This is a genomic window from Serratia sp. D1N4, assembly GCF_054552755.1.
Genome location: NZ_CM137274.1, coordinates 4,223,544 through 4,248,364, shown reverse-complemented (window position 1 = coordinate 4,248,364; position 24,821 = coordinate 4,223,544). Strand labels below are relative to the sequence as shown.

Sequence of the window (24,821 nt, the reverse complement as noted above, 5' to 3'; positions counted from 1 at the left end):
ATATCTTATCTTAAAACCGCCAAATTTAGTGATATATGTCACGTTATGGCAATAATCTCCGCTAAGCTCCTACCAAATTCTTTCACTATGGCATCTTCCACCAGAAACCACCGGCATCAATGAGCCTTGTGCTGATCGGCGAGCAATCGTTTGTATTGCCGGGCGCGTTATTTTTGTTATGTTGGGGGGATGTGCTGTTTTATATACCCAAAGTACTTGGAGTTGCCGCTAGGCGGCAAGGGCGCTCACCCCTGGGGCATAGATAACTATGTGACTGGGGTGAGCGCCCGCAGCCAACAACGCTGCAGCTTCAAGTAAGAAGGGGATGACAGTCGTTTCTGAAGTCTGAATATAGGGTCGGGTAAATGGCAAAAGTATCATTGGGAAAAGACAAGATTAAATTCTTGTTGGTGGAAGGGGTTCATCAAAGCACGGTAGATAGCTTGCGTGCTGCCGGATATACCAACATTGAATACCATAAAGGTGCGTTAGACACCGAAGCGCTTAAGGCATCGATCCGCGATGCGCATTTCGTTGGTATTCGTTCGCGTACCAATCTGACCGAAGAGGTTTTTGCTGCTGCAGAGAAACTGGTGGCAGTGGGCTGTTTTTGTATCGGCACCAACCAGGTTGATTTGAAAGCGGCGACCAAACGCGGTATTCCAGTGTTTAACGCGCCATTCTCCAATACCCGTTCCGTGGCTGAAATGGTGCTGGGCGAACTGCTGCTGATGCTGCGCGGTATCCCAACGGCTAACGCCAAGGCGCACCGTGGCCAGTGGCAAAAACTGGCTGTGGGCTCGTATGAAGCGCGTGGCAAGAAGCTGGGGATTATCGGCTACGGCCATATCGGTACTCAGCTCGGTATTCTGGCGGAAGGCCTGGGTATGAAGGTGTTCTTCTACGATATCGAAAACAAACTGCCGCTGGGTAACGCTCAGCAAGTGCGCCACTTATCCGATCTGCTCAATATGAGCGATGTGGTAACGCTGCACGTGCCGGAAACGCTGTCGACCAAGAATATGATTGGTACCGAAGAGCTGGCACTGATGAAGCCGGGTGCGATCCTGATCAACGCCTCACGCGGTACCGTGGTGGATATTCCTGCGCTGTGTAATGCGCTGGCGAGTCATCATCTTTCAGGGGCGGCGATTGACGTCTTCCCAGAAGAGCCTGCGACCAACAGCGATCCGTTCAATTCGCCGCTGTGTGAGTTTGACAACGTGCTGCTGACGCCGCATATCGGTGGTTCGACCGAAGAAGCGCAGGAGAACATCGGTGACGAAGTGGCCGGGAAACTGGCGAAATACTCCGACAACGGTTCTACGCTGTCTGCGGTTAACTTCCCGGAAGTTTCGCTGCCGATGCATGGCCCGAACTCCAGCCGCCTGCTGCATATCCATGAAAACCGCCCAGGCGTTCTGACGCAGATTAACCAGATTTTCGCGGAAGAAGGTGTGAACATCGCCGCTCAATATCTGCAGACCGGTGCGGAAATCGGCTACGTGGTGATCGATATCGAAGCAGAAACCGAGCGCGCTGATGCGGCGTTGCAACGTATGAAAGCGATTGAAGGCACTATCCGCGCACGCCTGCTGTTCTGATAAAGGCTGTGCGAGATCTTAAAGGCCGGAGAAATCCGGCCTTTTGCTATTTTACCGTTTGCCATACCCAGATTTGCGAAGGCGTCACGATCTCCGGCAGCGGGATATCCCAGTGTTCTACTGGCAGTTGTTCTACCTGCTGGCAATCATGCGCCAACCCCATCGGGTACGGGCCGCCATACTGCCAGTTCTGCAAGGTGCGATCGTAAAACCCGCCGCCCATTCCCAACCGTTGGCCTACAGCGTCGAACGCTACCAGCGGCGTCAGAACCACATCTAGCTGCAACACCGGTAACACGTGGCGCACATCCAGCGCGGGCTCCAGAATATTGAAGCGGTTGCGCACCAGCGGCGTATTTGGGGTATACCGCAGAAACAGCAGATTGCCGGGGCTGAACGGGTGCAATACCGGCAGGTAAACCTGCTTGCCCTGTTGCCATAGCTGCTCAATCAGCGGGCGGGTATCCAACTCACCGTCAAAAGAGAGAAACACCGCAATGCGTTGTGCTGCTTGTATGCGAGGATGTTGGGCCAGGCGTGCTGCAATCTGCAACGCAAAGTCATGCTGCTGCGCGGGCGTTAAAGCGCGGCGCCGTTGGCGGATTTTATTACGGAGTGTTTGGCGTTGCTGAACGAACTGTGGTTGAAAAGACATAATATCGAACTTGCGTGGTAAACCACGAGTGAAGGGAATCTCCGAGATGCCGTCGCAGGCTGTAACCCTTGAACCCATGGTTCAAGGTGAACATGATGTCGCAACCTTAAGGCTTCTCGGACGGGCCGAGCATGCACACCGGTCACGAGTCATCACATTCTATTGGTACTAAATATCGGCTCAGGGGACGGGCCCGCTGGCAAACATCTCAGAGAAATTTTTTACTCATTGCCGAAACCTTCAACTTCAGCAACTTAAGTTATTCGAATTGTGCATCCTGACGTTCAGAGATGCGACCCTGTTCAAGCAATGCCTGTTCAATGGTCTGTTGCAGCATACGAATTCGTTGTTCCATATTGGCCGCATAGTCACGGGTTTTCAAGCGCTCTTGAGCAAGTTCGTGACAGACGTTCAATGCTGCGATGAAAACAAGTTGTTCTGTATTTGTGACTCTAGTGCGAACTTTAAGATCTTGCAACCGCTGGTTAAGATCTTCTGCTGCCATGTTCAACGCATCTTGTTGTTCTGGCGGGCAATTAACTCTTAACGAACGGCCAAAAATTTGAATATCTACCGGTTGTGCAGACATGCCACCTTCCTGCCTAAATTTCGCGCCAGCTCCGGCCAGCCTGTGCCGTGCAACTCAAAGCGGGCGCCACTATATATACCTCGGTACCAAGATTCAACACTTTTTCAGCATCTGGTTTTAATCGATCGTGCTTAACATTACCAGATAAAAAAGGGTTTCAAAATGCATACTTACCGCGATTTAGTCTGTTGGAAATGCCAAGATGCTCTGATTATAACCTGCCACTGAGGTAGTGCGCTCAACTGGTATAGCGACGGACCTTGGTGGTAGCATAACACGAACTTATCCTGCCAACGACGACGAATGCGCATGTCCATACAGAATACATTTCCAAGTTACCAATCTTTGACCGTTGCTCTCAACCAGCAGGCGGTAGCCTTAACGGCCGCAGAAATGCACGGCTTGATCAGCGGCCTACTGTGCGGCGGCAACCGTGATGCCAGCTGGCGGACGCTGGTGTTCGAACTGACCAACGAAGGTGAGGCCTTCCCACAGGCGCTGGGCTTGCCGTTGCAGCAACTGCATGAAGTGACCCGCGATACGCTGGAAGACGACGAGTTCATGTTCCAGTTATTGATGCCGGAAGGCGATACGGTCAGCGTCTTTGAGCGTGCCGATGCGTTGGCAGGATGGGTGAACCATTTCCTGCTGGGGCTGGGCATGATGCAGCCCAAGTTGGCGCAGATGAAAGACGAAGTGGGCGAAGCGATCGACGATCTGCGCAATATCGCTCAACTGGGCTACGACGAAGACGAGGACCAGGAAGAGTTGGAGCAGTCGCTGGAAGAAGTGGTTGAATATGTGCGGGTTGTTGCGCTCCTTTGCCATACTGAATTTACCCGTCATAAGCCGACGGCACCGGAAATGAACAAACCGACATTACATTGATTGCGCAGTTAAGCGTGGCTGCCCATGAGCACAGGTAAACCGATTTCAGGAGAAGGTGATGACTCAGCAGGAATTTCACAACCGCCGTCAGGCGCTGTTGGCGAAGATGGCTCCGGGCAGCGCAGCGGTTGTTTTCGCTGCCCCGGAAGTGGCACGTAATGCGGATTCTGAATACCCCTATCGTCAGAACAGTGATTTCTGGTATCTGACCGGCTTTAACGAGCCGGAAGCCGTGTTGATTCTGGTGAAAAGCGATGAAACCCATAATCACAGCGTCCTGTTCAACCGGGTGCGCGATCTGACGGCAGAAATCTGGTTTGGCCGCCGTTTAGGGCAAGAGGCCGCGCCAGCAAAACTGGGCGTGGATCGCGCCTTGGCATTCAATGAGATCAATGACCAACTGCACCTGTTGCTCAACGGCCTGGACGTGGTGTATCACGCACAGGGGCAATACGCTTATGCGGATGACATCCTGTTTGCTGCGTTGGATAAATTGCGCAAGGGTTTCCGCCAGAACCTGCAAGCCCCGGCGACCATCACCGATTACCGCCCGTGGCTGCATGACATGCGCCTGTTCAAATCGCCAGAAGAAGTGGCCGCTATGCGCCGCGCCGGTGAGATCAGCGCGCTGGCCCATACCCGCGCGATGGAAAAATGCCGCCCAGGGATGTTCGAATATCAACTGGAAGCAGAAATCCTGCACGAATTCGGCCGCCTCGGCGCGCGTTACCCTTCTTACAACACCATCGTCGGCAGCGGTGAAAATGCATGTATCCTGCATTACACCGAGAACGAATGCGAAATGCGCGATGGCGATCTGGTGCTGATCGACGCGGGTTGTGAATATCGCAGCTATGCTGGTGATATTACGCGCACCTTCCCGGTAAACGGCAAGTTCAGCAAGCCGCAGCGTGCGGTGTATGACATCGTGCTGGCGTCGATCAACCGTGGTTTGGAGATGTTTAAACCGGGGATCAGCATCCGCGAGGTGAACGATCAGGTGGTGCGCATCATGATCACTGGCCTGGTTGAACTGGGCGTGCTGAAAGGTGAGGTGGAACATCTGTTTGCCGAACAGGCACATCGCCCGTTCTTTATGCATGGCCTGAGCCACTGGCTGGGATTGGATGTGCATGACGTCGGTCACTACGGTTCCCCAAGCCGCGATCGTATTCTGGAGCCGGGAATGGTGTTGACGATCGAACCTGGCCTGTATATCGCGCCAGATGCCGACGTGCCGCAGGAATACCGTGGTATCGGCATTCGTATCGAAGATGACATCCTGATTACCAAAGACGGTAATGAAAACCTCACCGCCAGCGTAGTGAAGGATCCTGATGCCATTGAAGCCCTGATGGCGGCGGCAAGATAGTATGAGCATCATTATTGTTGGCGGCGGGATGGCGGGCGCAACGCTGGCGTTGGCGATTTCATCCCTGACTCAGGGTAAGGTGGCTATCGATCTGGTTGAGGCAACTCGGCCCGACGATAGTGCTCATCCTGGTTTTGATGCCCGAGCCATCGCTCTGGCGCAGGGAACCTGCCAGCAGTTAGCGCGCATCGGTATCTGGCCCGCGTTGCGTAGTTGCGCCACGGCGATTACCCATGTACATGTTAGCGATCGTGGTCATGCCGGGTTTGTGAATCTGCATGCGCAGGATTATCAGGTTGATGCGCTGGGGCAGGTGATTGAACTGCACGACGCCGGGCAGCGGCTGTTTGCGCTGCTGGCGAAAGCGCCAGGCATCACGCTGCATTGCCCGGCTAAAGTGGTCGATGTGCTGCGTACGGTGACTCATGCTGAAGTGAAGTTGGACAATGGGCAGCGTTTAAGCGGGCAACTGTTGGTGGCGGCGGATGGTTCACGCTCGGCACTGGCGCAGGCCTGTAATGTGCAGTGGCAGCAACGTGATTACCCGCAGTTTGCGACCATTGCCAACGTCACCACCGCAGAAGCGCCGCAGGGGCGAGCCTTTGAACGCTTTACCCGCTTCGGGCCGCTGGCGCTGCTGCCGATGTCACAGGGGCGCAGTTCGCTTGTCTGGTGTCATGCCAGAGCAGATCGGGCACAGGTGGATAGCTGGGACGATGAACGTTTCCTTAGTGAACTACAAAAGGCGTTCGGCTGGCGGTTGGGCAAAATGCTGAAAGCGGGCCAGCGCCACAGTTATCCTTTAAGTCTGTTGATGGCTAACCAACATGTCAGCCACCGTTTGGCGCTGGTGGGGAATGCGGCGCAGACGCTGCATCCGATCGCCGGGCAGGGTTTTAATCTGGGCCTGCGCGATGTGATGTCGTTGGCAGAAACGCTGGCAAAAGCAGCACAGGCCGGTGAAGATCTGGGCGCTTATGCGCTATTGAGCCGTTATCAGCAGCGGCGGCAGCAGGATCAACAGGCGACCATCGGCGTGACCGACGGTTTAATCCGCCTGTTTGCCAACGACTATGCTCCACTGGTTGCCGGGCGTAATCTGGGGCTGATGGCGATGGAGCAGTTACCGGCGGTGCGTGATGCTTTTGCCAAACGCACCTTAGGCTGGGTTGAGCGCTAAATATCCCGTTTTTGGGTGTCCGCTAATTTAAGGAATTCAAGCAGCATGCAATCATTTGATGTGATTATCGCCGGTGGCGGTATGGTGGGACTGGCGCTGGCCTGCGGTTTGCAGGGCAGCGGCCTGCGCGTGGCGGTGCTGGAACAGCGGCAGCCGGAAACATCGCCGCTGCAAGAGCTTCCGGCGCTGCGCGTCTCCGCCATTAATGCTGCCAGCGAGCGCCTGCTGCAACAGATTGGCGTGTGGGATGATATCCGCAATCTGCGCGCCAGCGCGTATAACGCGATGGAAGTCTGGGATCGTGACAGTTTTGGCAAAATCGCCTTCCGGGGCGATGAATGCGGCTTCAGCCATTTGGGCCATATCATTGAAAATGAAGTGATTCAGCAGGCGCTGTGGAAAAAGGCGCAAGCGCTGGCCGACGTAACGCTGATCGCCCCTGCGGCGCTGAAACAGGTGGCATGGGGCGAAAACGACGCCTTTATCACGCTGGAAGATGGCCGCATGTTGACCGCCCGCTTGCTGGTGGGGGCAGACGGTGCCAATTCCTGGCTGCGCCAGCATGCCGATATCCCGCTGACCTTCTGGGATTATCGCCACAGCGCGCTGGTGGCCACGATCCGCACCGAAGAACCGCATTTGGCCACGGCACGCCAGGTTTTCCACGGCGACGGTATTCTGGCCTTCCTGCCATTTAACGATCCGCATCTGAGCTCGATCGTCTGGTCAGTAGCACCGGAAGAAGCGGAACGGCTAAAGCAGCTTGAGCCAACAGCTTTTAACCGCGAACTGGCCATGACCTTTGATATGCGTTTGGGCAACTGCGTGCTGGAAAGTGAGCGCTTAACCTTCCCGCTCACCGGGCGTTATGCCCGCAGCTTTGCCGCCCATCGTCTGGCGCTGGTGGGGGATGCGGCGCACACCGTGCATCCGCTGGCCGGGCAAGGGGTGAATCTGGGCTTTATGGATGCCGCCGAGCTGATATCCGAGCTCAAGCGCCTGCAACGTCAGGGTAAAGACATCGGCCAGCACCTGTATCTGCGCCGCTATGAGCGCCGCCGTAAGCATGGTGCCGCGGTAATGCTGGCCAGTATGCAAGGGTTCCGCGAGCTGTTTGCCGGTAACAACCCAGCCAAAAAGCTGCTGCGTGACGTCGGCCTATGCTTGGCAGACAGCCTGCCGGGCGTGAAGCCAAAACTGGTGCGCCAGGCAATGGGGCTGAATGATTTGCCTGAGTGGTTGGTTTAAAATATGAAAGGCGATAAAAGCTCCCGTAGGAACTTTTATCGCCAGACTATGCTAGTGGGGCTACTGATAAACTTATTCTTAAAACGGGTGTGGAATATCAGATAAAAACCGAATTTTTACAGCATTATTGATTGTTCTGATTTATATCAGCAGTCAATTGCCGCTTATTAGTCCCATAAATACGAAGTGGGAATTATTTGTGCGGTTTTTTATAATTTAAACCCTTGGGTCGAGAATGATTCTTGATGGACTGCCATAAAGAACTAACACTTTGGTTCCTATAATATAAGAAGGCGTATCTCCTTGTACAATTGTCATCAAGTTTCCATTTTCGGTTTGAATAACATATTCCATTCCTACCTGTTTAGTCATAGCGTTCTCAGCTAAAGCTCCCGCAACTCCTCCAATCAAGGCACCACCAACGGCTCCAGTAATATTGGAACGAACACCCCCACCCAATGCTGAACCTGCAGTGGCACCAACAACAGTACCTGAAGCGCTACCAAGTCCTGATGTTCCATCAATTTTTACGCTTCTTGCACTGATTATAGTTCCAGCCACTGTACGGTTAACCTCTCCTACAGAACCGACAGAATAACTATTCGGAGAGACGTTTGGTGCACATCCCATGAGTAGGAAAAGGGCGAAAAATGCTATTGTAGTTCTCATACTTTAATTTTTTACTGGGAACATGGGTTTAGAAATATCAACTGTTTCTAGCGCTTGCAAGAACTGAGTTATATTATTCTGCACCGCTCTATTAAGTGACTCTCTTCCCCTCACAACACCAACAATTGTATAACTCATAGGTACAGTACCAGTAGAGGATATGTCTTGAGTGTAGATAATACTACCATTCGAACGGCTAATCAGTTCATATCGGGCAATCGCCTTTGTAGTAACGGAAGCGCCAAAAGAGGGAACATCAATGGCAAGGATTTTTACTGAAAGGCTGATTTTTTTATCCGAGTTGTCGTTAAAAATAGCCATCCGGTTAAGTGACTCCTCTAATGAGCTTTTCCATAATGGCGGAATCTCTTCCATTCCAAGCTGAATATCACCTTTCTGCTCATCTGGCCTAGCAAGAGAAACTGTTATTGATTTAATTTCGGCATCAATTTTTTTATTACTTACACCTACATTAGGCACTGAGAAATTCATTGGAGGAACAGAAACGCATCCCGTTAAAATAAACGTTAGAAACAAGCAAGCAACTATATTAACTATTTTCATTTCTTTTATCCTGTCCTTGATACATAGAGAAATTAAAATTTATCATAAATATTTACAAAGAGAAATAATGTCTTGATGAAATGAAGTAGACACGGAAATGATGGGGGCTAAATGACGACAAGATGAGCAAGCCTGTTTTGTCACTGCGCTGCTTCAATTTTCTTGCAGGGCCCGGGGAGGATCCTATTTTTGTTGTATGGGTAGCCTAAGGAAATTCGTAATGTTCAGCGAGCGGCAAGCTGAACTCTCAATTAAATAGAGTACCCATAGCTTTCTTTTATCTCCCCTTCATTTGAGAAATTCTAATTTCAGCTGGTTTTTACCATTACTTTTTCTAATCCTATGTTTCGTTCTGAAAAGCCAAAACTCTCCTGCTTATCGATTGTTTGTTACATAACTTCGGATTTATACCGCTTTAATTGTGTCTTTTGTGCTTATAAGCGCAGTTTTCCAGTGAAAAACTCCGCACACTAGCGTGGCAATTTACTGGCCTTGAACGAAGTTGAGTATATTTTAACTTATGGTTAACGCGTTCGTTCAGTGATAAGTTCAAGGTCAAGGTATCGTTTGCGTCGTGCTGATTGTCAGCACGGCAATGTGTATTGAGCAGTCAGCGTGCGCCACGTAATCAGGCCCGTGAGACGTTCCACGAGCCACACCTGCCTTATTGCGTAGCAACACCCTGTCTTCGGCTTTTTGAGTGGAAAGAGGGAAAAGATGACAAAGCAAACCCCACTGTACGATCAGCACGTGGCGTGCGGTGCGCGCATGGTCGATTTTCATGGCTGGATGATGCCGCTGCATTACGGCTCTCAGCTTGATGAGCACCACAGGGTGCGCCAAGATGCGGGCATGTTTGATGTTTCCCACATGACCATTGTGGATCTGCACGGTGCCCGTACTCGCGAATTTCTGCGTTATCTGTTGGCGAATGATGTCGCCAAACTCACTCAATCGGGTAAAGCGCTGTATAGCGGCATGCTGAATGCGTCCGGCGGCGTGATTGACGATCTGATCGTTTACTTCTTCACCGAAGATTATTTCCGCCTGGTGGTGAACTCCGCCACGCGTGACAAAGACTTAGCCTGGATCGAACAACATGCGGCACCCTACGGCGTTGAACTGACGGTGCGTGACGATCTGGCGCTGATCGCGGTGCAAGGCCCGCAGGCCAAAGAGCGTGCCGCCACCTTATTTACTCCGCAGCAAAAGCAGGCCGTGGAAGGCATGAAGCCCTTCTTTGGCGTGCAAGCCGGGGATCTGTTTATCGCCACCACCGGTTACACCGGTGAAGCCGGTTATGAAATCGCCCTGCCAAAAGAGCGGGCGGTTGATTTCTGGCAGCAGTTGCTGGCCGCTGGCGTCAAGCCTGCCGGGCTAGGCGCGCGTGACACTCTACGTTTGGAAGCCGGTATGAACCTATACGGGCAGGAAATGGACGAGGGGATTTCACCGCTGGCCGCCAACATGGGCTGGACGATTGCCTGGGAGCCGCAGGATCGCCAGTTTATTGGCCGTGAGGCGTTGGAGCAGCAGCGTGAGCAGGGCACCGAACAACTGGTCGGTTTGATCATGACGGAAAAAGGCGTATTACGTAATGAGTTGCCGGTGCGTTTCACCGATGCAACGGGTCAGGTGCATGAAGGTGTGATTACCAGCGGCTCCTTCTCACCGACCTTGGGCTATAGTATTGCGTTGGCGCGTGTGCCTGCCGGTATTGGCGAGCAGGCGGTTGTACAGATCCGTAACCGGGAAATGCCAGTAAAAGTGACTAAACCTGGTTTTGTGCGCGCCGGTAAGTCCCTGATCAATTAGTTTCTATTTTTTCGAAGGAGTAGTAGGTCAATGAGCAATGTGCCATCAGAACTGAAATACGCCGCATCCCATGAGTGGGTGCGTGACGAAGGTAACGGCGAATACGTGGTAGGTATCACCGAGCACGCGCAGGAGCTGTTGGGCGATATGGTATTTGTCGATCTGCCGGAAGTGGGCACCACCGTTTCTGCCGGTGATGATTGTGCCGTAGCGGAGTCCGTGAAGGCCGCTTCGGATATTTATGCGCCAATCAGCGGTGAAGTCATTGCCGTCAATGGCGATCTGGAAGTCTCTCCAGAGTTGGTCAACAGCGAGCCGTATGGCGATGGTTGGCTGTTCCGCATCAAGGCTTCTGATGAAGCTGAGCTGGACGATCTGCTAGATGCAGATGCGTATCAAGCCTCCATCGAAGAGTAATCAGTTTAACGCCCCGCATGTGACTCCACAGCGGGGCGTTTTGCAGTTCAGGCGCTATCCCGTACCCCGCAAGCATTCAGGAATCTGTAGCAATGACCCAGACACTCAGCCAACTTGAACACAGCGAAGCGTTTATCGAACGCCACATCGGCCCTTCTGCAGAGCAACAGCAGCAGATGTTGGACGCGGTGGGCGCACGCACGCTCAGCGCGCTTATCCAACAGATTGTGCCAGCAGACATTCAACTGCCTGGGCCACCGCCGGTGGGCGATGCGGTCACTGAACATCAGGCATTGGCCGAGTTGAAGGCGATTGCTGCGCAGAATCAGCGCTACAAATCCTATATCGGTATGGGCTACAGCGCGGTGCTGACGCCGCCGGTGATCCTGCGCAATATGCTGGAAAATCCAGGCTGGTACACCGCCTATACCCCTTATCAGCCAGAAGTGTCGCAAGGCCGCTTGGAGGCGTTGCTCAACTTCCAGACCGTGACGCTCGATCTTACCGGGCTGGATCTGGCTTCCGCCTCGTTGCTGGATGAAGCCACAGCCGCAGCAGAATCAATGGCGTTGGCCAAACGTGCCAGCAAGCTGAAAGACGCCAACCGTTTCTTTGTCGCTGACGATGTGCATCCGCAAACGCTGGACGTGGTGCGCACCCGTGCCGAAACCTTCGGTTTTGAAGTGATCGTCGACAAACCGGCGAAAGTGCTGGAACTGCAAGGCGTGTTTGGCGTGCTGTTGCAGCAGGTGGGTACTACCGGTGAACTGCATGATTACAGCGCTCTGCTGGCTGAGCTGAAGAACCGCAAAATCATCACCAGCATGGCGGCGGACATCATGGCGCTGGTGCTGTTGACCGCACCTGGCAAACAAGGTGCAGACGTGGTGTTTGGCTCCGCTCAGCGCTTTGGTGTGCCGATGGGCTACGGTGGCCCACACGCGGCGTTCTTCGCCTGCCGTGACGAATTCAAACGCTCAATGCCGGGCCGGATCATCGGTGTTTCCCGTGACGCTGCCGGTAACACCGCGCTGCGCATGGCGATGCAGACCCGCGAGCAACATATCCGCCGCGAAAAGGCCAACTCGAATATCTGTACTTCGCAGGTGCTGCTGGCCAATATCGCCAGCCTGTATGCGGTGTACCATGGTCCACAAGGCCTGCAACGTATCGCCGGGCGCATCCATCGCCTGACCGATATCCTGGCCGCTGGTTTGCAACAAGCGGGTCTGCAACTGCGTCACAAAACCTGGTTCGATACCTTGACCGTGGAAGTGAAAGACAAGGCGGCGGTGCTGGATCGCGCGCTGAGTTTTGGCATCAACCTGCGCACCGATATTCACGGCGCAGTGGGTATCACGCTGGATGAAGCCACCTCGCGTGAAGACGTGCAGGCGCTGTTTGCCGTGCTGGCGGGGGATAACCATGGGCTGGATATCGACGCGTTGGATGCGGCAGTCAGCAGCGGTAGCTCATCAATCCCGGCGGCGATGCTGCGTAAAGAGCCGATCCTCACCCATCCGGTATTCAACCGTTACCACAGCGAAACCGAGATGATGCGCTATATGCATCGCTTGGAGCGCAAAGATCTGGCGCTGAATCAGGCGATGATCCCGCTGGGCTCCTGCACCATGAAGCTGAATGCCGCAGCGGAAATGATCCCGATCACCTGGCCTGAGTTCGCTGAACTGCATCCGTTCTGCCCGCCAGAGCAGGCTGCTGGTTATCAGCAGATGATTGGTCAACTTTCTCAGTGGCTGGTGCAACTGACCGGCTACGATGCGGTATGCATGCAGCCGAACTCCGGCGCGCAGGGCGAATATGCCGGTTTACTGGCGATCCGCCGTTATCACGCAAGCCGTAACGAAGCGGGCCGTCATATCTGCCTGATCCCAAGTTCCGCGCACGGCACTAACCCAGCTTCTGCCCAGATGGCGGGCATGAGCGTGGTGGTGGTGGCCTGTGACAAGAACGGCAACATCGATCTGCACGATTTGCGGCTGAAGGCCGAGCAGGCCGGGGACGAACTCTCCTGCATCATGGTGACCTACCCGTCGACCCACGGCGTGTATGAAGAAACCATCCGCGAAGTGTGCCAGATCGTGCATCAGTTCGGCGGCCAAGTGTATCTCGACGGTGCCAACATGAACGCTCAGGTGGGCATTACCACGCCGGGCTATATCGGTGCTGATGTCTCACACCTTAACCTGCATAAAACCTTCTGTATCCCACACGGCGGCGGCGGCCCAGGCATGGGGCCGATCGGTGTTAAAGCACATCTGGCCCCGTTTGTTCCTGGTCACAGCGTGGTGCAGATCGACGGTGTGACCACGCAGCAGGGCGCAGTGTCTGCCGCACCGTTCGGCAGCGCCTCAATTCTGCCGATCAGCTGGATGTACATTCGCATGATGGGAGCGGAAGGCCTGAAGCAGGCCAGCCAAGTGGCGATCCTGAATGCCAACTACATCGCGACTCGCCTGAAAGACGCTTATCCGGTGCTGTATACCGGCCGCGATCACCGCGTGGCGCACGAGTGCATTCTGGATATCCGCCCGCTGAAGGAACAGACCGGCATCAGCGAAATGGATATCGCCAAACGCCTGATCGATTACGGTTTCCATGCGCCAACCATGTCGTTCCCGGTAGCGGGCACGCTGATGGTGGAGCCGACCGAGTCGGAAAGCAAAGTGGAGCTGGATCGCTTTATTGAGGCGATGTTGGCGATCCGCAGCGAGATCGACCGGGTGCATAAAGGCGAATGGCCGCTGGAAGATAACCCACTGGTTAATGCGCCGCACATTCAGGCCGAACTGGTCAGCAACTGGCAGCATGCATACAGCCGCGAACTGGCAGTATTCCCGGTGGCCGGTGTGCGTGAGAACAAGTACTGGCCGAGCGTGAAGCGTCTTGATGACGTTTATGGCGATCGCAATCTGTTCTGCTCTTGTGTACCGATGAGCGAATACGAATAACACGATCCGTAAAATGAATGATCGAGGGGCACTGCATGATGCGGTGTCCCTTTTTTATTGCAGCACCGCAGTTGCAGATCTTGGGCGGCCCAATCTGGTATTCAGTTCCCCGCAGGCAGTTGGCAATGTTGCGGCAGAACGATAGTAAAGCCAATCCCGCGTTCATCCAGCCCTTCGGTTATGCGTAGTTGCGCGCCAATTTTATCCGCCAGATTTTTAGCGATCGCCAGCCCCAGACCGCTACCGGTTTGCAGCGTGCCAGGGACGCGATAAAAACGCTCAAACAGTGGCTTATGATATTCTGCGCCTATCCCCAGGCCGTTGTCGCGCAGGGTGATATAACACCCTAGCGGGGCGAGCGAGCGGATATGGACCTCGACTTGCCCTCCCGCTGGGGTATATTTAATTGCGTTTTCCAGTAGATTGGTGAAGATCGCCACTATCGATGGCTTTGTCGCGTTAACGTAGGGAAGACGAAAAATGTGAGCTGCCTATTTTTCAGGCGGCCAACAGATAAAATTGTTCCGCCGGGTACAATCCGTCGCCAGTTGGATGATGAAGCTGTTCTTTGCGTATCATGTGGACTAACTCAATGTCCGCCAATATCGTCTGCGCACGCCTAAATGATTTGAACCCCAGTATCGGTCGTGTCCGCCGTTTGATATTTCGGTGATCCTGCTCCACCAGGTTGTTCAGGTATTTGCTCTGCCTGATGGTCATGGCTTCTTCTTCTAGTGAATGTGGGCAGCATGTGACAGCAGAGTTTTGTTAAAAATATGAGTTCGCCGGACACTTACAGTTATATATTGAGCTATTTCTCAGTAAGCTTTTAAATTCTAATCTCATTAAACACAGTGCATATATTTAGAAAACATTCTGTGCCTGTCATAATTCCCATCCCCCAACTAATACTGTTATTTCCAGTAGTTACATGGGTGTGAAAAGTAATTTATTTAAATTGTCAACAGATAATTTTATTTTCACTTAGGCAGGGAGCTGATATCTTCTTGAAAAATTATTATGAAACATGAAATTTATTAGTATCATTGTTTCCTCTTAGTATGATAGTGATATGAACGCCTTGATTTTGGTAACCGTTGTTGACATACCTTTCGATAATGCATATAGAATGAAGTCACTGTAATAATTATTAGTACTAATAGGGTTGTCAATTCAAACATGCATCCTCACTCAACAAAACACTGTTATATACTTACTCTACACAGCACAAGGCGCCATGCGATTTAGGTTCTCAACTACAGCACATGAAATTTCCCTAAGGTAAATCCTTAGATCCTTTCTTCTCTTCTCTATTCTGCCTGCGCTTAATTTCAAACTGTATAGCTGTAACAATAAACTGACCGGTGCTTTCACCTACTTCTTTTGCTTTTTCCATTGCGCCAACAACATTGTGCGGAGTCCGCGCTTGTACCTTTCTCGATTTCGTATTGATTGCATTGCTTGCCATTGATATTACTCCTCCGTTTTTTCTTTCCCTACTCGCACTGGAGTCTACCACCACAAGATTTGACTTCAGAATGCTACTTAACTACATAATTTAATAATACTCATTCAAAAGATGATGCAATAATGTAGCCCGTATCAGCATTGAAAACACAAAAATATTGCAATGGCATTATCATTCCAAAATTATTTATAACCTTTGCATGCTGTCCAAATATTTGGATGGTTTTCTTTCCTTCATCAAGCCATAAGTACGTTGTAAACACTGGTATTGATAGGGGTGCCGACCAGAAATAGCTGAATGCAGCCTTTTCATCAAGAGCTCGCTGGCACTCTCGAACTGGATTGTGATTATTTTTTGCATAGCACTCAGGACTGGAATCACACGTTGTATTTATGGTTTTTTCTATACTCCAAGCATTGAAGGAAAAACCTCCAAAGATTACGAAAAATATACCTGCATACGAAAGTGAAATTATGCGAAGAGTATACCTTCTACATATCATGGACAGGTGGCTAACCAATTTAAATACCATAATGACTATCAATGTGAGCATGAGAATTCCCATATCCATTTATTTATATTTTACCTGGTTAAATATTTACCTGACTTTAGCACTAAGGATGATATCATATAATGTCAAGATTAGGCTCAGCGCCTTGATAATTTTTTTTCAAGGGTGGTTTTTAAAATATATAAAATACATACCCTGCCGATTGCCAATTAATATACATTCCTTCCTGACTCTATAGTGCAGTTATGGAGCCCAAGCATCATTAGTCCATGCAATGAACGTATCCCAAACTTCATTAATGCAGTACGTTTATGACTACTTATCGTCTTGTAATTCAATTTTAACTCGCATGCTATCAGGCTAGTGCTTTTCCCCATTAATAAGGATCTGATCACAACCCGCTCCTGCGGAGAAAGCTTCATAATTTTTTTCATCTGATCAGGAATGCGGTGTTCGAGTATATCCATCAATTTATTCTGTAATCTTATGACTGAAACTGTGGGGCTATATACAGCCCGTACATTCATCATTTGACTTAAATAATTACTCACTCCATCAGGATAGTTAAACGGAGTCAACAACACCATATTCACGCCTTTCCATCTGCTTATACTACTGTTCAGTTGAGTAACCATGTGGTTAACCGTCGGATCAAGTACAAGAATAAGGATATCAATGCCAAACCCTACACACTCACTATCGTTGAGCCAATTCACTGGCCAACTGACAACATCAGTTTTCGCTGAAAGGCTTGGATCACTGCTGATTACATATTCTAACCCTGCTAGGGTAAACTGGCAGTTACTACTCAACATGACTTTATACTTTTTCATACATATGCTCTCTAAGGTACTGGGTGAATTAAGTAAATTTCAACCCAACTGGTAGAGTGAAAGGTGCAGACGTGCATTATCCTAGCTAATCAACGACATGGAATTTATTAGAAATAAATTTCTACTATAATTTTACCTAATCTCGTATTAAAAAAGTCGTATAAAGTACACTTTAACAACATTCAGATAATTACCGCCAATCCTTTCAGAGCTGTTGAATAAGTCACCCCTGCGAAGATCATTGTCCAAAAAGCCAATTTTCATTGGTGTAAAAATCATCATTTCACGAGGATGATTTCTGCCAAGCCATCCAAAGTAGCTAGAATTAGCTCCATTCAACGCAGCTACATCAACGAGAAGAAGCATTCTTACTGTATCAGATAAATCGTAACTGGCAATGATTGCAGGCATTCAAAAATGAATGAATTACTGCATTCCATCATGCTACATCGATGGAGATAATTTAATTCAACACATTGATGAAAATGAATCATAGAGAAAAATCAGACTATAAAACAACAAGTAATGACACTCAGCAAATAAATTATTTTTGACCAAGGCGATAAACCCACAAACAACCACCTCAATATTGCATTGATTATTATTAAGTAAAATCCCATCAGTTATAGGAAGAATCCCACATTCGTTTGGGAATATATACATATACTAAGGAAGTGAAAAATAACTACTATACAGAGGAGGTGAAATATTAAATTTACTAGATTTCATCTACATGTATAAATATTTCGCTACAGCACGGGAAATTCATTCCACAGAGAGTATCACAACAACAGCTGCTTAATTAACAGTTAGTAACAGAGTGGAAATAATTAAAACCAGTGCTTGGTAGTAGTTCACTGAAGTTAACTCACCAAGCTTAAGCGATTTTACTATACCCGGCTTTGTCGTGTTAACGTAGGGAAGACGAAAAAATGTGGACTGCCTATTTTTTAGGCGACCAACAGATAAAATTGTTCCGCCGGGTACAATCCGTCGCCAGTTGGATGATGAAGCTGTTCTTTGCGTATCATGTGGACTAACTCAATGCCCGCCAATATGGTCTGCGCACGCCTAAATGATTTGAACCCCAGCATCGGTCGTGTCCGCCGTTTGATATTTCGGTGATCCTGCTCCACCAGGTTGTTCAGGTATTTGCTCTGCCTGATGGTCATGGCTTCATCTAGTTTGTCGGCGTTGAGTGTGGACAGCGCTGCCGTGTTGGCACCACTTTTATCAATAAATTTCTGGCTCATCGTGGTGTCGAATGGCTTTGCGAAAGAAACGCAGTGCGGCTGCGGCATCACGTTTGGTGGTCAGCAGAAAATCGATGGTTTGGCCGTTGCTGTCAACTGCCCGATACAGATATTTCCACTGGCCTTTGATTTTTATATAGGTTTCATCCATTCGCCACCGCCGACCCACTGCGCGCTTATGTCGGCGAAATACCTTATCCAGCAAGGGCGCCAGGCGAATAATCCAACGGTGAAGCGTGGAATGGTCAACAAGAATACCGCGCTCTGCCATCATCTCTTCCAAATTGCGCAGGCTCAGGGCATAAGCGAGATACCAGAGAACACACTGAGCGATAACATCAGTGGGGTAATGCAGACGACGGAAGGCTATTCGGATTAGTGACATGGGTAGGCAACATCGTAAAAAAAACAGCATGTTATCTGACGACGCCCTAATGCGACAGGACCATTTTATGGGATTCTGGCGGAACAAGCTGCAACGCTATTGGGCGGCTGAGGGGGGAATAACTAGATTTGAAAGAAGCGATTTAACAGGAAATATAGCAGGATGGATTTTTACGGCCCTATTTTTTAATGTGACCAGTTGTTTAAAAAATCAGTATGTCATACATGGCCATGAGTTTCTCACTTGCAACTCCATTAATGAAGCATATGGGTAAGCAACGGATTTTATAGTGTATGAAAGTTACGGCATTAATACGATTGTCTGATAACGGTGGTTTCGCTGCTTTTTCAATGTGGTTCTTACTCCTTTTTATTATATGGGGATTAATTCACATGGTTATTTTATGTAATATTTTGTTTTTACTTAAGATGTAATAATTAATCGATTGCTATAGTTTATACATTTTTAAGTAAAAAGTTAATAACTTTAAGTTATTTTGAGGTAATTATTAGTATAAGGGTATCTATATTTATCTGACATGTTTTAAGTAAAATCCCATTACGTGTAAGAAAAATCCCACGTGACAATGGGAATATGTAGATATACGTAAATCGAGAAAGATAACTATGATATGTATGAATTGAAAGATTCAATGATTTTGGTTTTCATGCATGCATAATTTCTTGTAGTGAACTATAAAATTACCAATATAGATGTGATCCATTCCACAGTTTACATAATAGCCCTTATTTATATACACGGTGTCTCTAAATGAAAAAAATTGCGATAGTACTGTCACTTATCCTAGTCGGGGCCACTAATTTGGCAAATGCTGCAGATGGGCAAATCGATTTTACCGGAAATATCACAGCGAACACTTGTTCAATTAATGGTGGCCTAACGGGTTCACAACTAGTAAATCTTGGTGCGGTTCCGGCATCATCTTTAGCATCTGTAGGGCAAACCGCAGGTTCGCAAAACTTTGCGCTGACACTTACCCAGTGTGCTGGTGGTTCAACGGCTGTTGCCGCTCGTTTTGAATCCCTTACTCTGGGCAATGCCGATGGCCGTCTGAATCTGGATGCGACATCTACTGCCAGTAATGTTGAAGTGGCACTGTATGACAGCCAAGGCGTTGCACAACCGGTTAATGGTACAGTTCCAGCATCAAGCTATGTTACTCTAGCTTCAGGCAATGCAACTCTGAATTATATTGCATCTTATTATGCTACCGGTGAAGCGACAATAGGGATTGCAAACTCAGAGGTTTCATACACTCTGTCATATCAGTAAAATAGCTAACTGATTGTAGAGGGGATATTATCCCCTCTCTATTCATTGCGTTATATCTGAGAGTGAAATGAACAAAATAAAAATGAATGCTATTTTAGCATTGTTATTCAGTAGCTATACACCCTACGTACCAGCAAATGTTATTTTGCATGGTACCCGTGTGATTTTTCCAGGCGATAAGCAGGAAGTTTCTCTACGTACTGAAAATGATAATACATTGCCTGTTCTCGTACAAACATGGGTTGATGATGGTAATCCTACTATGTCAGCCAATATGCCTAAAACGCCTTTTATCATTACACCGCCAATGTTCCGCATGGAGCCAAGGCAAGGGCAGTCATTACGCATAATCTATAATGGCAGTATATCGGTGAAAGATAGAGAGTCTGTATTTTGGGTGAATGTGTTTGAAATACCACCAACAGACACTAAGAATAGGGGAAATAGTTTGCAACTTGCATTCAGGAGTCGGATAAAGTTATTTTATCGCCCTGCCAGTTTGGCAACACCTAAAACAGATGATTTGGCTAAACAGATGCAGTGCACCAGTAATAAAGAGGCTGCGAAAATCCTGATTCTTAGTTGTAAAAATACATCACCTTATTATTTGTCTTTTTCTCAGGTAAATGTCATGGTAAATAATAAGCCTGTGACAGTATCATTGGAAAGCTTTGGCATGATATCTCCCTTTGGGTCGTTGAGTACCAAAGTTAAAGTTCCTGAAAGTACTGCACCAATGAAGTTAAGCTATCGACTGATTAATGATCAGGGTGGTGCGACGGAATATACAACGACACTTTGATTGTCTGCTTTATCTTCACACATGGGCACACTGTTTATATATGAATTGGCTAATTAAATGGCGCGCTAAAAATAATGCTAACTATAATTTACTTATCGCTCAATTTATATTTTTAGCAAATATATTTACTGTGGAATTAGCTTCTGCTGCCGATAATGAATCGGTATCAAAAGATAATTTTCAAGGACAGTCATATCTGTATAACACTGGTTTCCTGGTTGGTTCGGAAAAAGTCGATGTAGCTCGATTTGCACATGGGAATGATATTTCTCCAGGTAATTACAGTATGTCGATCTTGGTTAATCAACAACGTGTTGGCCATGCCAATGTACTGATTAAAGAAGTAGCTAATAAGAAAGTTATCTGTCTGGATAAAGAGCTAATCAACTTGTTGAATATCAGGGTTGAAAATCGTTCGCGTGCATCTGACCTAGATAGCTGTATTATATTGGAATCACTGGTTCCTTCAGCGACTTACGTGCTAAATATGCCTGATCTAGCCGTGAATTTTGCAATTTCTCAACTCTACCTGCAACGTCAATCTCAGGGAAGTGTCAACCCTGAACTATGGGATGCGGGTGTTAATGCGGGTTTTATTAACTATAATACCAATTATTATGAGTCCCGCTTTAACAGTAACCAACAGACACAAACCACGACTAACTTTTTTAGCGTACTCAACAGTGGTGTAAACGTTGGCCTGTGGCAACTGAGAAATAACTCTAACTACAGCACCAGTAACGCAGGTGGCAGTAACTGGACAACGCTGAATAGCTATCTGCAACGCCCGTTACCCGTGCTAAATGGGATATTGGTAGCCGGTGAATACAATACTTCCGGGCAATACTTTGATAGCCTGAGTTTTCGCGGTATTCAACTTGCTTCCGATGACCGTATGCTGCCAGCTTCGCAACAGGGGTTTGCTCCCGTAGTGCGTGGTATCGCCCGTACTAATGCTCTGGTACAGGTTAGCCAGCGCGGTGTTTTGTTGAGTAAAACGACCGTTGCTCCCGGTGCCTTTATGATCGACGATTTATATCCTACCGGATATGGTGGTGAACTTGACGTTGTCATCGCAGAAACTGATGGCACAATACAGTCATTTTCTGTGCCCTATTCTTCAGTTGCCTCACTGTTACGTGAGAATAGTTCACGCTATGCGGTGACTTTAGGCCAATTGAATAACCGTATTTTACGCAACCAGCCAAAATTCGTGCAAGCACTCTATTCCCGTGGGTTATCCAATCGCGTCACTGCTTATCTAGGAAGCCAGCTCTCAGAGAATTATCAGTCCGCAGTGATTGGGTCCGCAGTTAATACCCGTTTAGGTGCTCTGGGGGTAGATATTACTGGTTCATCGGCAGATTTACCAACAGGTAATAGCAATGGCTGGAGTGTCAAAGCCTCCCACAGTAAATTTTTTGAAGCTAGCCAGACGTTTCTGTCTCTGGCAACTTATCGATATTCTGATAGAGGCTACTATGGCTTTAATGAGGCTGCGCAGCAACGGGATCAGGCATATGATAATGTATTTCGCCAGAAGGGGCGCTTTGAATTATCAGTCAGTCAACAAGTTGCGGATTACGGCAGCCTGTTTTTATCCGGCTCAATCCTGTCTTATTGGGACAGGCCAGGTTCATCGAGCAATTATCAGGCTGGATACTCGGTTGTTATAAAAAATATTAGCATTGGTGTCTCTGCTTCCCGAGTAAATAATAATTTAGGTGTGAATCAAAATCAATATATGTTGACATTGAGCTTGCCATTTGGTGGTGAAGGTAATAGTCGTCACAATATGACAACCAGTTTTAACACCAACAGTGAAGGGGAATCTCAGGCTACGTTGGGTATTAATGGTTCATTAGGGCAAGATAATGACTTCTCCTATGGCGTATCAACCAGCACTGATAATCGTGATCAGCACTCCATATCTGGAAATATGACAAAAAGTTATTCACAGGGGCAAGCTTCATTGTCCGCTAGTCAAGGTAAACAATTCCAGCAATATGCGCTGGGGATGTCTGGTTCAGCAATCGTTCACTCTGGAGGCCTGACTTTAGGCCAGTATGCCGCAGACTCCATGGCTTTAGTCGAAGCGAAAGATGCTACAGGCGCCAGAGTAGAAAATATTCCTGGTGTTACTATTGATCCTTTTGGTTATGCCATCGTGCCTTATTTGAGTGCGTACCGTACTAACACCATTAATATCGATCCTCAAGGTATGCCCGAAAGTACAGAACTACTAAGTAGCGGAACCACTGTGGTGCCTTATAGCGGTGCAATTGTTAAAGTGAAATTCAATACCCGCTCAGGTATTAAGGCATTTATCGAAAGTACCACCGCCAGTGGTGAACCTTTGCCAATGGGGGCCATGGTGACGGATGAGAAGGGTAATAATGTCGGTATGGTGGGGCAGGGGGGTATATTGTATGCCGCCGGGTTAAATGATGATGGCGTATTGATAGTCTCTTGGCGCTCGGATTTAACCGGCCGGTGCCGTATTGGTTATCATTTTGATAAAGAGAAACCAGCCGGTAATACTCATGGGATTCGTCAACTTTCCCTGCCATGTGAGTCCATGAAAGAAACACTTAGAGAACAAAAATGAAATCATTTTTATTAAAAATTCTTCCTAATAAACGAGTAATAGGAATATTGTCTATCACTCTTTTTTTTGGACTATTGTCGCAACAGGTATTGGCTGTTCGCGCTTGTAACTGGATACCAGGTCAAACTCTAGGGAATCAAAATATAGATATACCTTCCGCAAGTGGTATTGTTGCTGTGAATGATGGTAAGTATCCCAACCCAACCAATAACACCTATGCAAACGTATTACCTAACGCAGGCTGGGGTATGAGCTGTACTGCACCTGTATTAGTTACTCCGGTATTATATACCCACCTGCCATCAGATGTTCGTTTTACCAATAGCGGTTATCCGAATCTACAGCGAACTTCTATCGCCTATTATTCGGCAGAAATGTGGTACAACAGTCCAGCGGGAGATAAAGTTTGGTTTACAGGTCTGCAGAATAATACAACGCGAGGGGCTACATTTATTCTGGCTGCTAATGCTAGCCCAAGCAATCCAGTTGTGATCCGCATGCAGGATTTCGGGATCCAGAATATTGGTTTCCAAGGTTACCAGGCTGCCAATGCAAATGCCGGTACGATTAATTGGGGGACTGGTGGACTTCTTCAGTACATGAGCTTTCAAATGGTGAATTACACCAGTAGCGATAATACTGCCTATAATGATTTTGTCTTTTATTTTTACATTCAGACTGTGAATTTTTTGGTGCGTACCTGCGGAATTATTTCTAACGATCTGTATAAAACCGTTAATCTGGGTAATCGTATTTCTGCTGACTTCTCCAGCCAGAATGTGGGAGCGACCACTACTGCTGTACCATTTCAGATTGGTTTGCGTTGCCTGCCGAATACCGCAGTCACCTATCGAGTGAACGCAAATCAGCGGGATACTGTCAATGACCCCAATAATTCGCTAGGCCTGATCGCACTCAATGGCAGTAATGTGGCGAAAGGTTTTTCTCTTCAGTTAAGTGAGTTACCTTTTGGCCAAGCCGGTGGGCAGTATCTACCAATTAATTTTGGTAGGTCAAATACCTCATCAATACTTGCCATTGGTGATGCGGTAGGAAGTGTAACTTCTGATGTTATTCGATTTTCAGCTAACTATTATAGAACCGCCAATGCGCAGAACTCCCTCAGTGGGACAGCAAATGCTACAGCAACAATAGATATTAATTATCAATAAGGTCCAGTCGCGATACGGATTTATTGGGCACGATGAAGGAAGAGGCATATGCCGATAATTTGATTGAATATTCCCTCTGATATTTAAAAGTATGGGCCTTTACAAGTAAGGCTCTTGATGCATGTTCACAGGCTGAAATTATGCCATTTTTTCTGCCAAGTATGTTGTTACTCCCCCTATGATTTGCTGATTCGAGTAAGGTGTCGTTAGCGGTCTGCTTCAGAAAAATTTTTAAGTGCCGGTGAATTATGTTAATGTTGACGCTAAATACTTTTGTCGAATATTTTTATTCTGATTTTTTCATTACTATCTCGGCGATACTACGGTATATATCTGATTTGATACTATACTGAGTAGTAGGGTGCTCGAAAGGGAAATAATTATAATTAAGCGTTGTGATTAATTGCTAACCACTTGATGCGAATATTTTTTCATTAGGCATCTTAGTTTTCGGCATAAAAAGTATATACAGTACATAAATTCGCTATCAAGGATAGTAAAAAAGGAGTTTATTTTATGCAAA

At 48.2% G+C, this 24,821-nt stretch carries 20 protein-coding genes, 1 other RNA gene and 3 pseudogenes; 12 read left to right on the top strand and 12 right to left on the bottom strand.

Annotated elements, in window-relative coordinates; translation table 11 throughout:
- Window positions 1–365 precede the first annotated feature (365 nt).
- Window positions 366–1,604, top strand: a complete 1,239-nt coding sequence (gene serA, locus ACX1CU_RS19070) for a phosphoglycerate dehydrogenase (protein ID WP_459399800.1) — start codon at window positions 366–368, stop codon at window positions 1,602–1,604.
- A 46-nt stretch (window positions 1,605–1,650) separates the two neighbouring features.
- On the opposite strand, the gene ACX1CU_RS19065 is transcribed toward serA, so the two are convergent.
- The 3 genes from ACX1CU_RS19065 to zapA form a co-directional block, all read right to left on the bottom strand.
- Window positions 1,651–2,259: a 5-formyltetrahydrofolate cyclo-ligase gene (locus tag ACX1CU_RS19065; protein ID WP_459399799.1), complete on the bottom strand. Its 609-nt coding sequence runs from the start codon at window positions 2,257–2,259 to the stop codon at window positions 1,651–1,653.
- Between the two features lie 34 nt (window positions 2,260–2,293).
- Window positions 2,294–2,477: non-coding RNA, 6S RNA (ssrS, locus tag ACX1CU_RS19060), on the bottom strand.
- 41 nt (window positions 2,478–2,518) lie between these two features.
- Window positions 2,519–2,848 carry a cell division protein ZapA gene (zapA, locus tag ACX1CU_RS19055; RefSeq protein WP_021179791.1) on the bottom strand — a complete coding sequence of 110 codons (330 nt, stop codon included), beginning with the start codon at window positions 2,846–2,848 and terminating at the stop codon, window positions 2,519–2,521.
- A 309-nt stretch (window positions 2,849–3,157) separates the two neighbouring features.
- Here zapA and ACX1CU_RS19050 point away from each other — a divergent pair, with 309 nt between their 5' ends.
- The 4 genes from ACX1CU_RS19050 to ubiI are packed head-to-tail and all read left to right on the top strand — an operon-like array spanning window position 3,158 to window position 7,536.
- Window positions 3,158–3,736, top strand: coding sequence for a YecA/YgfB family protein (locus tag ACX1CU_RS19050; RefSeq protein ID WP_459399798.1), 579 nt, complete (start codon window positions 3,158–3,160; stop codon window positions 3,734–3,736).
- Between the two features lie 58 nt (window positions 3,737–3,794).
- The gene (pepP, locus tag ACX1CU_RS19045; RefSeq protein ID WP_459399797.1) at window positions 3,795–5,108 is read left to right on the top strand and encodes a Xaa-Pro aminopeptidase; all 1,314 of its coding nucleotides are present in this window, start codon (window positions 3,795–3,797) and stop codon (window positions 5,106–5,108) included.
- 1 nt (window position 5,109) lies between these two features.
- Window positions 5,110–6,288: a 2-octaprenyl-6-methoxyphenyl hydroxylase gene (gene ubiH, locus ACX1CU_RS19040; protein WP_459399796.1), complete on the top strand. Its 1,179-nt coding sequence runs from the start codon at window positions 5,110–5,112 to the stop codon at window positions 6,286–6,288.
- Window positions 6,289–6,333: 45 nt separating this feature from the next.
- Window positions 6,334–7,536 (top strand): FAD-dependent 2-octaprenylphenol hydroxylase, encoded by a 1,203-nt coding sequence (gene ubiI / locus ACX1CU_RS19035; RefSeq protein ID WP_459399795.1) that lies wholly within the window; start codon window positions 6,334–6,336, stop codon window positions 7,534–7,536.
- A 216-nt stretch (window positions 7,537–7,752) separates the two neighbouring features.
- Here ubiI and ACX1CU_RS19030 read toward each other — a convergent pair whose 3' ends face one another.
- Together ACX1CU_RS19030 and ACX1CU_RS19025 are read right to left on the bottom strand one after the other, a co-directional pair.
- Entirely contained in the window at window positions 7,753–8,205 is a 453-nt protein-coding gene (locus ACX1CU_RS19030) for an outer membrane lipoprotein (RefSeq protein ID WP_459399794.1), read from the bottom strand.
- A gap of 3 nt (window positions 8,206–8,208) precedes the next feature.
- Window positions 8,209–8,769, bottom strand: a complete 561-nt coding sequence (locus ACX1CU_RS19025; RefSeq protein WP_459399793.1) for a YajG family lipoprotein — start codon at window positions 8,767–8,769, stop codon at window positions 8,209–8,211.
- A gap of 717 nt (window positions 8,770–9,486) precedes the next feature.
- Between ACX1CU_RS19025 and gcvT the strand changes: the two genes are divergently transcribed.
- The 3 genes from gcvT (at window position 9,487) to gcvP (ending at window position 13,973) form a co-directional block, all read left to right on the top strand.
- Entirely contained in the window at window positions 9,487–10,584 is a 1,098-nt protein-coding gene (gene gcvT / locus ACX1CU_RS19020; protein ID WP_459399792.1) for a glycine cleavage system aminomethyltransferase GcvT, read from the top strand.
- Window positions 10,585–10,614: 30 nt separating this feature from the next.
- Entirely contained in the window at window positions 10,615–11,001 is a 387-nt protein-coding gene (gcvH, locus tag ACX1CU_RS19015) for a glycine cleavage system protein GcvH (protein ID WP_459399791.1), read from the top strand.
- 92 nt (window positions 11,002–11,093) lie between these two features.
- Window positions 11,094–13,973, top strand: coding sequence for an aminomethyl-transferring glycine dehydrogenase (gene gcvP / locus ACX1CU_RS19010; protein WP_459399790.1), 2,880 nt, complete (start codon window positions 11,094–11,096; stop codon window positions 13,971–13,973).
- Between the two features lie 101 nt (window positions 13,974–14,074).
- On the opposite strand, the pseudogene ACX1CU_RS19005 reads toward gcvP, so the two are convergent.
- The 7 genes and pseudogenes from ACX1CU_RS19005 to ACX1CU_RS18975 all read right to left on the bottom strand — a co-directional run.
- Window positions 14,075–14,413 (bottom strand): annotated as a pseudogene (locus tag ACX1CU_RS19005) (sensor histidine kinase); the annotation flags it as partial.
- A gap of 58 nt (window positions 14,414–14,471) precedes the next feature.
- Window positions 14,472–14,705, bottom strand: a pseudogene (locus tag ACX1CU_RS19000) (DDE-type integrase/transposase/recombinase); the annotation flags it as partial.
- Between the two features lie 544 nt (window positions 14,706–15,249).
- Window positions 15,250–15,441: a YlcI/YnfO family protein gene (locus ACX1CU_RS18995; protein ID WP_459399789.1), complete on the bottom strand. Its 192-nt coding sequence runs from the start codon at window positions 15,439–15,441 to the stop codon at window positions 15,250–15,252.
- A 100-nt stretch (window positions 15,442–15,541) separates the two neighbouring features.
- Window positions 15,542–16,012: a hypothetical protein gene (locus ACX1CU_RS18990; RefSeq protein ID WP_459399788.1), complete on the bottom strand. Its 471-nt coding sequence runs from the start codon at window positions 16,010–16,012 to the stop codon at window positions 15,542–15,544.
- A 149-nt stretch (window positions 16,013–16,161) separates the two neighbouring features.
- A complete protein-coding gene (locus tag ACX1CU_RS18985; RefSeq protein WP_459399787.1) occupies window positions 16,162–16,785 on the bottom strand; it encodes a helix-turn-helix domain-containing protein in 624 nt (207 codons plus the stop codon).
- Between the two features lie 147 nt (window positions 16,786–16,932).
- Complete coding sequence (locus ACX1CU_RS18980; RefSeq protein ID WP_459399786.1) at window positions 16,933–17,196, bottom strand: hypothetical protein; 264 nt, start codon at window positions 17,194–17,196, stop codon at window positions 16,933–16,935.
- Window positions 17,197–17,735: 539 nt separating this feature from the next.
- Window positions 17,736–18,423: pseudogene (locus tag ACX1CU_RS18975) on the bottom strand (IS6 family transposase).
- A 771-nt stretch (window positions 18,424–19,194) separates the two neighbouring features.
- Here ACX1CU_RS18975 and ACX1CU_RS18970 point away from each other — a divergent pair.
- From ACX1CU_RS18970 to ACX1CU_RS18955, 4 genes are all read left to right on the top strand, one after another.
- On the top strand, window positions 19,195–19,716 hold the full coding sequence (locus tag ACX1CU_RS18970; protein ID WP_459399785.1) for a fimbrial protein: 522 nt from the start codon (window positions 19,195–19,197) through the stop codon (window positions 19,714–19,716).
- Between the two features lie 67 nt (window positions 19,717–19,783).
- On the top strand, window positions 19,784–20,518 hold the full coding sequence (locus ACX1CU_RS18965) for a fimbrial biogenesis chaperone (protein WP_459399784.1): 735 nt from the start codon (window positions 19,784–19,786) through the stop codon (window positions 20,516–20,518).
- A 40-nt stretch (window positions 20,519–20,558) separates the two neighbouring features.
- Entirely contained in the window at window positions 20,559–23,126 is a 2,568-nt protein-coding gene (locus tag ACX1CU_RS18960) for a fimbria/pilus outer membrane usher protein (protein WP_459399783.1), read from the top strand.
- The gene (locus tag ACX1CU_RS18955) at window positions 23,123–24,298 is read left to right on the top strand and encodes a fimbrial protein (protein ID WP_459399782.1); all 1,176 of its coding nucleotides are present in this window, start codon (window positions 23,123–23,125) and stop codon (window positions 24,296–24,298) included. The genes ACX1CU_RS18960 and ACX1CU_RS18955 overlap by 4 nt, the downstream gene beginning before the upstream one ends.
- The last annotated feature ends 523 nt before the right edge of the window (window positions 24,299–24,821 follow it).

Bases quoted from the DNA above. Each gene is read 5' to 3' on its own strand.
- ACX1CU_RS18955 (WP_459399782.1), top strand. From the start codon at position 23,123: ATGAAATCATTTTTATTAAAAATTCTTCCTAATAAACGAGTAATAGGA.
- ACX1CU_RS18960 (WP_459399783.1), top strand. From the start codon at position 20,559: ATGAATTGGCTAATTAAATGGCGCGCTAAAAATAATGCTAACTATAAT.
- serA (WP_459399800.1), top strand. From the start codon at position 366: ATGGCAAAAGTATCATTGGGAAAAGACAAGATTAAATTCTTGTTGGTG.
- ubiI (WP_459399795.1), top strand. From the start codon at position 6,334: ATGCAATCATTTGATGTGATTATCGCCGGTGGCGGTATGGTGGGACTG.
- ACX1CU_RS19030 (WP_459399794.1), bottom strand. From the start codon at position 8,205: ATGAGAACTACAATAGCATTTTTCGCCCTTTTCCTACTCATGGGATGT.
- ACX1CU_RS18995 (WP_459399789.1), bottom strand. From the start codon at position 15,441: ATGGCAAGCAATGCAATCAATACGAAATCGAGAAAGGTACAAGCGCGG.
- ACX1CU_RS18980 (WP_459399786.1), bottom strand. From the start codon at position 17,196: ATGCCTGCAATCATTGCCAGTTACGATTTATCTGATACAGTAAGAATG.
- gcvP (WP_459399790.1), top strand. From the start codon at position 11,094: ATGACCCAGACACTCAGCCAACTTGAACACAGCGAAGCGTTTATCGAA.
- gcvT (WP_459399792.1), top strand. From the start codon at position 9,487: ATGACAAAGCAAACCCCACTGTACGATCAGCACGTGGCGTGCGGTGCG.
- ACX1CU_RS18985 (WP_459399787.1), bottom strand. From the start codon at position 16,785: ATGAAAAAGTATAAAGTCATGTTGAGTAGTAACTGCCAGTTTACCCTA.
- ACX1CU_RS18965 (WP_459399784.1), top strand. From the start codon at position 19,784: ATGAACAAAATAAAAATGAATGCTATTTTAGCATTGTTATTCAGTAGC.
- ACX1CU_RS19050 (WP_459399798.1), top strand. From the start codon at position 3,158: ATGTCCATACAGAATACATTTCCAAGTTACCAATCTTTGACCGTTGCT.
- ACX1CU_RS19025 (WP_459399793.1), bottom strand. From the start codon at position 8,769: ATGAAAATAGTTAATATAGTTGCTTGCTTGTTTCTAACGTTTATTTTA.
- ACX1CU_RS18990 (WP_459399788.1), bottom strand. From the start codon at position 16,012: ATGGATATGGGAATTCTCATGCTCACATTGATAGTCATTATGGTATTT.
- zapA (WP_021179791.1), bottom strand. From the start codon at position 2,848: ATGTCTGCACAACCGGTAGATATTCAAATTTTTGGCCGTTCGTTAAGA.
- gcvH (WP_459399791.1), top strand. From the start codon at position 10,615: ATGAGCAATGTGCCATCAGAACTGAAATACGCCGCATCCCATGAGTGG.
- ACX1CU_RS18970 (WP_459399785.1), top strand. From the start codon at position 19,195: ATGAAAAAAATTGCGATAGTACTGTCACTTATCCTAGTCGGGGCCACT.
- ubiH (WP_459399796.1), top strand. From the start codon at position 5,110: ATGAGCATCATTATTGTTGGCGGCGGGATGGCGGGCGCAACGCTGGCG.
- ACX1CU_RS19065 (WP_459399799.1), bottom strand. From the start codon at position 2,259: ATGTCTTTTCAACCACAGTTCGTTCAGCAACGCCAAACACTCCGTAAT.
- pepP (WP_459399797.1), top strand. From the start codon at position 3,795: ATGACTCAGCAGGAATTTCACAACCGCCGTCAGGCGCTGTTGGCGAAG.